Source organism: Tolypothrix sp. VBCCA 56010 (assembly GCF_050875635.1).
GTDB lineage: Bacteria > Cyanobacteriota > Cyanobacteriia > Cyanobacteriales > Nostocaceae > Hassallia.
The window spans coordinates 1-1,083 of sequence record NZ_JBPAOH010000363.1; the positions used below are offsets into that span (position 1 = coordinate 1).

Sequence of the window (1,083 nt, forward strand, 5' to 3'; positions counted from 1 at the left end):
TCAAAATCCGTGGCTTCCGTATGGAACTCGGAGAAATTGAGGCACAACTTCGCCAACACCCAAGCGTGCAACTTTCAGTCGTCATCGCCAAAGAGATTGCGGGCGACAAGCGCTTAGTCGCTTACATTGTACCCCAGACTGAGCCTGCACCCACCATTACACAGTTGCGTGACTTCCTACATCAGCAGTTACCCGAGTACATGGTGCCCTCTTATTTTGTGGTGCTCGATGCGATGCCACTTACACCCAATGGCAAAGTTGACCGTCGTGCCTTACCCTCACCCTCCGGGCAACTTGAATCACACAACTTTGTGGCACCACGAACAGCGATTGAAGAAATGCTAGCTGGCATCTGGGCATCGCTGCTGGGTATAGAACGTGTGGGTGTCTATGACAACTTCTTTGAAAGTGGCGGACATTCCCTACTGGCAACGCAACTGATTTCGCGGGTGGCAAGCACATTTGCAGTGGACTTACCATTACGCAGCCTGTTTGAGCAACCCACTGTCGCTGCTTTAGCCGAGTGCATCAAAACGAACCAGCACACAGGACAACAAAGACAAACTCCGCCAATAGTAAAAGTGGCACGGCAGTCGTCAATGCCACTATCGTTTGCCCAACAACGCTTGTGGTTCCTACAGCAGTTAGAAGTTGATAGTGGCTTTTACAACATTCCGGTGGCTGTACGTTTTCAAGGTCAGCTCAACGTTGCGGCTTTGGAGTCCAGTCTCAATGAGATCATCAACCGCCACGAAGCCCTACGCACCAACTTCGTGACAGTAGATGGGCAACCGATGCAGGTGATTGTCAGCAGCTTGACCTTAACATTGCAAGTTGTAGACTTGCAACAGCTAGACCAAACACAGCAAGAAATTACTAGCCAACAACTGGCAATTTCAGAAGCAAGCCGACCGTTTGATTTGGCTGTTGACCCGTTAGTGCGAGCAAGTTTGCTCAAGCTAGGAGAAAAAGAACACGTGTTGCTGGTGGTGATGCACCATATTGTTTCAGATGGTTGGTCAATCGGCGTGCTGGTGCGGGAGTTAGCAGCAGTATACCAAGCTACGTGCAACTCTACAGCAA

The 1,083-nt window shown here is 50.1% G+C and carries 1 protein-coding gene; it reads left to right on the forward strand.

Annotation, left to right across the window (positions count from 1 at the left end; translation table 11 throughout):
- Positions 1–20: 20 nt before the first annotated feature.
- The coding region (locus AABK37_RS41480) for a condensation domain-containing protein (protein WP_432557195.1) at positions 21–1,083 on the forward strand (1,063 nt) is incomplete at its 3' end.